Below are 9,520 nucleotides of genomic sequence, written 5' to 3' on the forward strand. Positions count from 1 at the left end.
GGGAGGATTGGGTTAGACCCGCTTGATGAAGTCCACGAAGGCGCGCAGCGGCGCGGGCATCAGGCGGCGGCTGGGATAGTATAGGAAGGGGCCGGAATAGGCCTGCCACCAGTCGGGCAGCACCGGCTCCAGCGTCCCGTCCGCGAACGAGGGAGCGAGCAGCCCCTCGAAGGCGAAGATCAGGCCGATGCCGGCGGTCGCCACCTCCAGCTCGATCGCGGCATCGGTGCCGATGAACGGCCCGTCGGGCGTCACCCGCACGATCTCGCCGTCGCGCTCGAACTCCCATGTGTTGACCGTCGCGCCGCTGGCGAAGCGGTGGCGGATGCAGGCGTGGCGGAGGATGTCGCGCGGATGCTCCGGTCGCCCACGTGCATCGAGATAGGCGGGCGCCGCCCCGCAGGCGAAGCGTTCGATGCGCGGGCCGATCGGCACCGCGATCATGTCCTGCTCCAGCTTTTCCTCATAGCGGATGCCGGCGTCGAAGCCCGCCGCAAGCACGTCGATGAAGCGATCCTCGCTCGACAGTTCGAGCCTGATACCCGGATGCGCGGCAAGAAAGGCCGGCACGATCCGCGGCAGGATCAGCCGCGTCACCCCGATCGGCGCGTTGAGGCGCAGCGTGCCGGTCGGGCTGTCGCGATAGTCGTTGACCATGTCGAGCGCGGCGCCGACCTCGCCCAGCGCCGGCACCAGCCGCTCGAGCAGGCGCCCGCCCGCTTCGGTCGGCGTCACGCTGCGGGTGGTGCGGTTGAGCAGACGGACGCCCAGCCGCTCCTCCAGCCGCCGCACCGCGTCGGACAGGCTGGAGGCCGGCACCCCGCGCAGCTTGGCCGCTCCCCGGAAACTGCGCGCCTCCGCCACCGAGACGAAGGCATCGAGATCGCCCAATTCGGTCATAGCGCCTCTGTCATTGTCCGGTTCTTCGTACAGCCCGTGCGGCATCTGCCGGATTATCGATCGCCGTGCCAGCGCGCATATCGCCGCCACCCCATTCCAAGGAGGCAAGCATGAAGCTCCACCAACTCGGCAAGACCGGCCCGCGCGTATCCGCCATCGGGCTTGGCTGCATGGGCATGTCCGGCTCCTACGGCGCATCCGACCGTCGTCAGGCGATCGACGCCATCCATCAGGCGCTCGATGCCGGCATCACCCTGCTCGACACCGGCGATTTCTACGGCATGGGCCATAACGAGCGCCTGCTCGCCGAGGCGCTGAAGGGCCGGCCACGCGACAGCTACCAGCTCAGCGTCAAGTTCGGTGCGCTGCGCGGGCCGGACGGCAGCTGGCTCGGCTTCGACGGACGGCCGGAGGCCGTGAAGAGTTCGCTCGCCTACACGCTGGATCGGCTCGGCACCGATCATGTCGACGTCTATCGCCCCGGCCGGCTCGATCCGAAGGTGCCGATCGAGGAGACGGTGGGCGCGATCAAGGAGATGATCGAGGCCGGCTATGTCCGCAATCTCGGCCTGTCCGAAGTCGGCTCCGAGACGATCCGCCGCGCCGCCGCCGTCCACCCGGTCGCCGACCTGCAGATCGAATATTCGGTCATCACGCGCAGTGTCGAGGACAATATCCTCGCCACTTGCCGGGAACTTGGCATCGCGATCACAGCCTATGGCGTGCTCTCGCGCGGGCTGCTCTCGGGCTATTACGGCAGGGAACCCGCGAAACAGGGCGACTTCCGCAGCCACTCGCCGCGCTTCCAGGAGGGCAATGTCGAGGCGAACCTCGCATTGGTCGAGAAGCTGCGCGCCATCGCCGACGCCAGGGGCGCGACCGTCGCGCAGATCGCCATCGCCTGGGTGCTGTCGCGGGGGGACGACATCTTTCCGATCATCGGCGCGCGTCGGCCGGATCACGTCGCGGGCGCGCTGGCCGCGCTCGACGTGACGCTGGACGCGGACGATCTGGACGCGATCGAGCAGGCGGTGCCGAAGGGCGCGGCGCAGGGCGATCGCTATCCCACGCCGCTCATGGCCTCGCTCGACAGCGAGAGGTGATCGCCGCCGCCCCTCTCCCGCCCTGCGGGAGAGGGCAGTGCCGTTACGCGACCCGCCGTACCCAGCCCGCCGGGCCTTCGACGCGGCCGCGCTGGATGCCGACCAGCTCGGCCTTGATCTCGTCGGTGAGCTGGCCGCCGTCGCCGTTGCCGATCGTCCAGTCGCCGGCCGTGCTCTTCACCTGCCCGATCGGGGTCAGCACCGCCGCCGTGCCGCAGGCGAACACCTCGCGCAGCTTTCCGCTCTTCGCATCGGCCTGCCACTGGTCGATCGCGTAGGGCTGCTCGGTCACCGCGATGCCGCGCCGCTTCACCAGTTCGAGGATCGAGGCACGGGTGATGCCGGGCAGGATCGTGCCGGTCAGCGGCGGGGTGATCATGCTGCCGTCGTCGAACAGGAAGAAGATGTTCATGCCGCCGAGCTCGTCCACCCAGCGATGCTCGACCGCGTCGAGGAACACCACCTGATCGCAGCCATGCTCGTACGCCTCGGCCTGCGCCATCAGGCTGGCGGCGTAGTTGCCGCCGCACTTGGCGGCACCCGTGCCGCCAGGGCCGGCGCGGTTGAGGTGATCGGACACCCACAGCGACACCGCCTTCTTGCCGCCCTTGAAATAGGAGCCGGCCGGCGAGGCGATCACGCAGAAGATGAACTCGGACGCGGGCTTTACGCCCAGGAACGTCTCGGACGCGAACATGAAGGGGCGCAGATACAGGCTGCCCTCGCCGCCGGGGATCCAGCCGGAATCGGCCTTCACCAGCGCGTCGATCGCATCAAGGAACAGATCCTCGGGGATTTCCGGCATCGCCATGCGGCGCGCGCTTTCGTTCATGCGGCGGGCATTCTGCTCGGGGCGGAACAGGGTGATGCCGCCATCGTCGGCGCGATAGGCCTTGAGGCCCTCGAAGATCTCCTGCGCGTAATGCAGCACCGCGCAGGCGGGATCGAGCGTGAAGGGGCGTCGCGCGCCGAGCGTCGCGGAATGCCAGCCCTTCCCCTCGGTCCACGTCGCGGTGACCATGTGATCGGTGAACACCCGCCCGAAGCCCGGATCCTCCAGCAATACCGCGCGCTCGGCCGCCGCCAGCACCGCCGGGTTAGGCTCGATCGCGATCGGGTAGAGGGAGGTCATCACGCTGCTCCTAAATGAAAGAACAGCGGCTCCTTATCGGGCAAGACAGGGATAGGCCAGCCCCGAGGCTGTGCCGGCGCGCAGGATGAACAGGCCGCTCAAACGAGCAGGAAGATCACCGTGCCCGAAATGGCGAGCGAGATCGCGCTCATGAAACAGAGCAGACGAAATTCGACATCGCATAGCGATGCATCGAGATGTTCCACCGGTCTCCTCCTCTCGCCATTCTCCCGATGGCGAGCGCCAAGAATATCATTCTTCTTGCTAAAGTAAAATAAAGGTCTCGTGCTGCGGCGCGGCGTTTCAACTTGAAACTGATGTATCTGTCTTTAGGAATATCTTCCTTTACAGGCATCGCGGAAATCCGCCGTGCAGGACCGCTTGACTCCGCCCTGCCAAAAGCGCGATCTAGAACATATAGAGAACAATTGGACAGCCGAGTCGGTGGACGCCCTATGCGCCTTGCGAAACAGGATTGCCCGGATCGAGGGCCTGCGCCCCGCCGATGCGCCGATTCATGCGCCGCTCGGGGTCGATTCGCTCGACCGGGCGCTGGGCGGCGGGCTGGCACGCGGCAGGCTGCACGAGCTGTTCGCGGCGGAGTCGGCGGATGGGCCGGGCGCGGCGGGATTTACCGCGATGCTGGCGCAGCTGGCCTTGCCGGCCGGGGCGCCTTTGCTCTGGCTGCGGCTGGAAGAGGTGGAGCGGACTGGCGGTCGCCTCTCCGCGCCGGGGCTGGCGCAGATCGGCCTCGATCCGGCACGGCTGGTGCTGCTGGTGCTCCGCGATCCGGTGATGCTGTTACGCGCGGCGGCGGACGTGGTGCGCTGCTCCCCGATCGGCGGGGCGGTGATCGAGCTGTGGCAGCAGCCCCGCGCGCTCGACCTGACGGCGAGCCGGCGGCTGGCTGTCGCGGCCGAGGAATCGGGGGTCACCGCGCTGATGCTGCGGGTGGATGCCGCCCCCTCCCCCAGTGCTGCGCACACGCGCTGGCAGGTATCATCCGCCCCCTCGATCGCGCTGGAGGCGGATGCGCCCGGCCATCCCGCCTTCGACATCGAACTGCTGCGCCAGCGCGGGCGGCCGGACGGCGGGCGCTGGCGGCTGGAGTGGCGGCGTGAGCAGGCCCGCTTCGCCGAAGCGCCGCTTCCTGGCTTTGTGGTTCCCGCTGCTGCCGGCGGACCGGCATCGGCGCCGTTACGGGCCTGACGGGCCACCCATCGCCTTCGTCGAGAAGCAGCGCGGCGCGATGCGCGTGGTCGCGCTCGACCCGCGCGCCCTCAAACTCGGCCTCGCGCCCGGCCTGACGCTGGCCGATGCCCGCGCACGGGTGCCGGAGCTGGCGGCGATCGACCATGACGTGCATGCCGACCGGCTCTGGCTGGAGCGCATCGCCGACGGCTGCGACCGCTGGACGCCGATGGTGGCGCTCGACCGGCAGGACGGCGTGACACTGGATATTACAGGATGCGTGGAGAGTTTTGCCCTTCATTCCCCAACATCCGTTCGCACTGAGCGAAGTCGAAGTGCAGCTACTGCTTCGCATGGCCTTCGACTGCGCTCAGGCCGAACGGATGTTGGGTATTTCCCAAACTCCAAAAGCTTGGGCGAAGAAGAAAGGCAGGGCTTCGACAAGCTCAGCCCGAACGGGGAGATGTTCGGGACGGAATCCGCCCTCACCGCCGATGTCGAACGCCGCCTCGCCGCTGCCGGGCTGACGCTCCGCCTCGCACTGGCGGACACCCCCGAGGCGGCACAAGCATTGGCCCGCTTCCAGTCGCTGCCCGCCGCCGACGAGGCCCAGGCGATCCGCCGCCTCCCCGTCGCGGCGCTCCAGCTGGACCAGGAAGCCGAAACCGGCCTGCGTCGCGCCGGCCTCAAGACCATCGGCGACCTTGCCGACCGCCCCTCCCCGCCCCTCGCGGCGCGCTTCGGCGAGGGGTTGGTCGATGCGCTCGACCGGCTGCTCGGCCGCGCCGACAGCCGCATCAGCCCGCGCCGCGCACTGCCTGCGCTCCTCTTCGAGCGGCGCTTCGCCGAGCCGGTGGCGCGCACCGACGACGCACTCGCCGTGCTCGACGATCTCGTCCGCGAGGCGGCCATCGCGCTGGAGGAGCGGCATGGCGGCGGGCGGCGCTTCGTCGGGCGGCTCTATCGCAGCGACGGGCAGGTGCGCGAGGTGGCGATCGAGACCGGGCTGCCCACCCGCGATCCCGCCACACCGGCGCGCCTGTTCCGCGAGCGGATCGATGCGCTCGCCGATCCGATCGACCCCGGCTTCGGCTTCGACATGATCCGGCTCGCGGTGCCGGCGATCGAGCCGCTGGCCGCCACGCAGTTGAAGCTGGAGGGCGGGCGCGTCGCCGAGGAGGCGATGGCGGCTCTGGTCGATCGCCTCTCCACCCGGCTCGGCCGCAACCGCGTGCGCCGCTTCGTGGCGCAGGGTACGCATATCCCCGAGCAGGCGGCGCTGGCGCTGCCGGCTGTTAACCTGCCCGATCCCGCGCCCTGGCCGCTGCCGCCCGAGGGCGAGCCGCCGCTCCGCCCGCTCCATTTGTTCGATCCGCCCCAGCGCATCGAGGTGACGTTGTCGGAGGTGCCCGACGGCCCGCCGCGCCGTTTCCGCTGGCGGCGCACCGTCCACGAGGTCGCGCGGTTCGAAGGGCCGGAGCGGATCGCCGGCGAATGGTGGCGCGTGCGCGTCGCCCGCCTACCGGAACCGCCGCCGTCGGTGCTGCGCCCCAAGCCCGGCCGCGACGCGATGGAGTGCGACGGCGAGGAACTGGTCGATCCGCCCGAGGCGCCGCCGACGCGGCCCGCCAAGCCTCTGCTGACACGCGACTATTTCCGCGTCGAGGACGTACGCGGACGCCGCTTCTGGCTGTTCCGCCACGGCCTCTACGAACGCGAGACGGACAGCCCCGACTGGTACGTCCACGGGCTGTTCGCGTGAGTGCGGAGCCGCAATTCGTCGAGCTGCTGGCGGCGACCAACTATTCCTTCCTGCGCGGCGCGAACCACGCGGCGGACATGGTGATGCACGCCATCGATCTCGGCCACGCCGGCATCGGTATCGCCGATCGCAACACGGTGGCCGGCGTGGTGAAGGCCTATATCGCCCTCAACGAAGCCCGCGCGCAAAAGCTCGTCGGCCCGGACTTCCGCCTCGTCGTCGGCGCCCGCCTCGCCTTCGTGGACGGCACGCCCGACATCGTCGCCTATCCGGTCGATCGTGCCGGCTGGGGGCGGCTCACCCGCCTGCTCACGCTCGGCAACCGCCGCGCCGACAAGAGCGAGTGCGTGCTCCACCTCGCCGACCTGATCGACCATGCGCAAGGCCTGCTGCTGATCGCGGTGGCGGACGAGACCCACGAATTCCTGCTGCGCCGCCTCGCCCGGCACGCCCCGCTCTGGATCGCCGCGATCATGAGCCGGCAGGGCGACGACCACCGCCGCCTCGCCCGGCTGGCCGACCTGTCGCGCCGTACCGGCCTGCCCCTCCTCGCCACCTGCGACGCGCTCTACGCCAACCCGGCGCAACGCCCGCTCCACGACGTCATCACCTGCATCCGCGAGGGCACCACGCTGGCGGACGCGGGCCAGCGCCTGCTCGCGAATGCGGAACGCCATCTGAAGGACGCGAAGGAGATGGCGCGCCTGTTCCGGCAGGCGCCCAGCGCGGTGACGGCCTGGGCGGACGTGCTGGATCGGATCGCGTTCACGCTCGACGACCTGAAATACGAATATCCTCATGAGCCGGTGCCGGAAGGGTGGGATCCGATGGCCTGGCTGGAGCATGAAACACTGCGGCTGGCGCGCGAGGATCGCTATCCCGACGGCATTCCGGACAAGGTGCAGCAGGCACTCGACAGCGAGTTCGCGATCATCCGCGAACGCGGCTACGCGTATTACTTCCTCACCGTGTATGAGGCGGTGAAGTTCGCACGATCGCTGCGGCCACCGATCCTGTGCCAGGGACGTGGTTCGGCCGCCAATTCGGCTGTCTGCTACTGCCTGGGCATCACTTCCGTCGATCCGGGGGAGTTCAAGCTGCTCTTCTCGCGTTTCGTGTCGTCGGAGCGGGACGAGCCGCCCGATATCGACGTCGATTTCGAGCATGAGCGACGCGAGGAGGTGATCCAGCACATCTACGAACGCTATGGCCGGGAACGCGCCGGCATTGCCGCCACCGTCATCCACTATCGTCCGCGCAGCGCGGTGCGCGAGGTCGGCAAGGTGATGGGCATCTCCGAGGACGTCACCGCTCGTCTCACCAGCACGGTGTGGGGCAGCTTCGCCGATCGCATGGAGACGCGCCGCTTCACCGATGCCGGCTTCGATCTGGAGGTGGCGGATCTGGAGCGGCTGCGCTGGCTGGTCGACCAGCTGCTCACCTTCCCGCGCCATCTGGGGCAGCATGTCGGCGGCTTCGTGCTGACGCAGGACCGGCTCGACGAGACGGTGCCGATCCACAATGCCGCGATGGAGGACCGGACCTTCATCGAATGGGACAAGGACGACATCGACGCGCTGGGGCTGATGAAGGTCGATGTGCTGGCGCTCGGCATGCTCACCTGCATCCGCAAGGCGTTCGAGATGATGACGAGCGCGGGGATGGACGATCTGGCCCTCGCGACCGTCCCGACGCACCGGCCCGAAGTCTATGCCATGCTGACCGCCGGCGACAGTATCGGCGTGTTCCAGGTCGAAAGCCGGGCGCAGATCAACATGCTGCCGCGTCTCCAGCCGGACAAATTCTACGATCTCGCCGTGCAGGTGGCGATCGTGCGGCCCGGCCCGATCGAGGGCGACATGGTGCATCCCTATCTGCGCCGGCGGGAGGAATTCCGCCTGACCGGCAAGCAGCCTGAATTTCCCCGGCCCGGCCCGCAACACGATCCCGACGAGCTTCGCGACGTGCTGGGCGACACGTTCGGAGTACCGTTGTTTCAGGAACAGGCGATGAAGCTCGCCATCATCGCCGCCGGTTTTACGGGTGACGAAGCCAACCAGCTGCGCCGCGCCATGGCGACCTTCCGCAATGTCGGCACGATCGGCCATTTCGAGGCCAAGATGGTCGGCGGCATGGTCTCGCGCGGCTATGACGAGGAGTTCGCGCGGCGCTGCTACGCCCAGATCAAGGGCTTCGGCAGCTACGGCTTTCCGGAAAGCCACGCCATTTCCTTCGCGCTGCTCGTCTATGTGTCGGCCTGGCTGAAGGCGACGCACCCCGCCGTCTTCGCCGCCGCCCTGCTCAACTCGCAGCCGATGGGCTTCTACGCGCCCGCGCAGATCGTGCGCGACGCGGCCGAGCATGGCGTCGCGATCCTCGCCATCGACGTGAATCTGAGCGGATGGGACAATGCGGTGGAGGCTGGGGCGACCGACGGCGCGGTCCACAAGCGCTGGGGCTGGGGCGTCGCCGAACATCGCAGGGACAAGGGGTTCGGCCTGCGGCTCGGCTTCCGCCAGATCGACGGTTTCCAGGAAGCATGGGGCCACGCCATCGCCGCCGAGCGGCAGGCCGGCGGGCCGTTCGAGACCATCGAGGATATCGGCCGCCGGGTCCGCGTGCCGGTGAAGGACAGCGAGGCCACGACGCCGCTCCCTGCCCGCGCGCTGCGCCTGCTCGCCGATGCGGACGCCTGCGGATCGCTCGCCATGGGCCGGCGGCAGGCGGCGTGGGAGGTCAGGCGGATGCCCGGCGCGGTCGAGCTGCCGCTGTTCGCCGCCGCCCGCGCCCGCGAACTCGCCGCCGAACCCGATGCGAAACTCCCCGCCATGCCGCTCAGCGAGGAAGTCACCGCCGACTACCAGACCACCCGCCTGTCGCTGAAGCAGCACCCGATCCACTTCCTGCGCGCGACGCTCCGGCGCGAGCGCATCGTCTCGGCCGAGGAGCTGCTGCTCGTCCCCAACGGCAGCCGTGCCAAGGTGGCAGGCGTGGTGCTGGTCCGGCAGCGGCCGGGCAAGGGCAACGCCATCTTCGCGACGCTGGAGGACGAGACGGGGATCGTGAACATCCTGCTGTGGGCGCGGATGCTCGATCGCTATCGCCGCGCGCTGATGGCGAGCCGGCTGATGGAGGCGCATGGCGTCGTGCAGAAGAGCAAGGAGGGCGTCATCCACATGATGGCGGACCGGATCGTCGATCGCACCGCCTTGCTCGAACGGCTGGGCGAGGAGGGGCCGCCGCCCGTCACGCTGTCGCGCGCCGACGTGGTGGCGCACCCGCAGGTGCCGCGCGGGCGCCATCCGCGCGACGTCCGCATCCTCCCGAAATCGCGCGATTTCCATTGAGGCGGCCGTCCTTATGCCCCTAGGAGTCTGTTTGGAAATGCGCGGAAGAGCGCATTTCGAGGCTGCACCAGCCCGCTCCCCCACC

General features: G+C 69.0%; 6 protein-coding genes. 4 read left to right on the forward strand and 2 right to left on the reverse strand.

All coding sequences use genetic code 11. The features are described 5' to 3' along the window. Positions 1 to 12: 12 nt before the first annotated feature. Complete coding sequence (locus QGN17_RS14100) at positions 13 to 900, reverse strand: LysR family transcriptional regulator (protein WP_281045102.1); 888 nt, start codon at positions 898 to 900, stop codon at positions 13 to 15. Positions 901 to 1,010: 110 nt separating this feature from the next. Here QGN17_RS14100 and QGN17_RS14105 point away from each other — a divergent pair, with 110 nt between their 5' ends. Continuing rightward, positions 1,011 to 2,003, forward strand: coding sequence for an aldo/keto reductase (locus QGN17_RS14105; RefSeq protein WP_281045103.1), 993 nt, complete (start codon positions 1,011 to 1,013; stop codon positions 2,001 to 2,003). A 43-nt stretch (positions 2,004 to 2,046) separates the two neighbouring features. Here the strand turns inward: QGN17_RS14105 and QGN17_RS14110 are convergent, their stop codons facing one another. Continuing rightward, the gene (locus tag QGN17_RS14110) at positions 2,047 to 3,135 is read right to left on the reverse strand and encodes a branched-chain amino acid aminotransferase (RefSeq protein WP_281045104.1); all 1,089 of its coding nucleotides are present in this window, start codon (positions 3,133 to 3,135) and stop codon (positions 2,047 to 2,049) included. 462 nt (positions 3,136 to 3,597) lie between these two features. On the opposite strand from QGN17_RS14110, the gene QGN17_RS14115 reads away from it, so the two are divergent. From QGN17_RS14115 to QGN17_RS14125, 3 genes are read left to right on the forward strand one after another with little or no spacing between them, the layout of a single operon-like run. After that, complete coding sequence (locus QGN17_RS14115; RefSeq protein ID WP_281045105.1) at positions 3,598 to 4,344, forward strand: ImuA family protein; 747 nt, start codon at positions 3,598 to 3,600, stop codon at positions 4,342 to 4,344. Next, the gene (locus QGN17_RS14120) at positions 4,253 to 6,088 is read left to right on the forward strand and encodes a Y-family DNA polymerase (protein ID WP_281045106.1); all 1,836 of its coding nucleotides are present in this window, start codon (positions 4,253 to 4,255) and stop codon (positions 6,086 to 6,088) included. The genes QGN17_RS14115 and QGN17_RS14120 overlap by 92 nt, the downstream gene beginning before the upstream one ends. Then, entirely contained in the window at positions 6,085 to 9,435 is a 3,351-nt protein-coding gene (locus QGN17_RS14125) for an error-prone DNA polymerase (protein ID WP_281045107.1), read from the forward strand. Before QGN17_RS14120 ends, QGN17_RS14125 begins: the two co-directional genes overlap by 4 nt. Positions 9,436 to 9,520 lie beyond the last annotated feature (85 nt).

Origin of the sequence: Sphingomonas oryzagri (assembly GCF_029906645.1) — a bacterium.
In the GTDB taxonomy this organism is placed as follows: domain Bacteria; phylum Pseudomonadota; class Alphaproteobacteria; order Sphingomonadales; family Sphingomonadaceae; genus Solisphingomonas; species Solisphingomonas oryzagri.

Excerpts from the sequence above, each read along its gene's own strand:
- QGN17_RS14100 (WP_281045102.1), bottom strand. The coding sequence starts at position 900 with ATGACCGAATTGGGCGATCTCGATGCCTTCGTCTCGGTGGCGGAGGCG.
- QGN17_RS14110 (WP_281045104.1), bottom strand. The coding sequence starts at position 3,135 with ATGACCTCCCTCTACCCGATCGCGATCGAGCCTAACCCGGCGGTGCTG.
- QGN17_RS14105 (WP_281045103.1), top strand. The coding sequence starts at position 1,011 with ATGAAGCTCCACCAACTCGGCAAGACCGGCCCGCGCGTATCCGCCATC.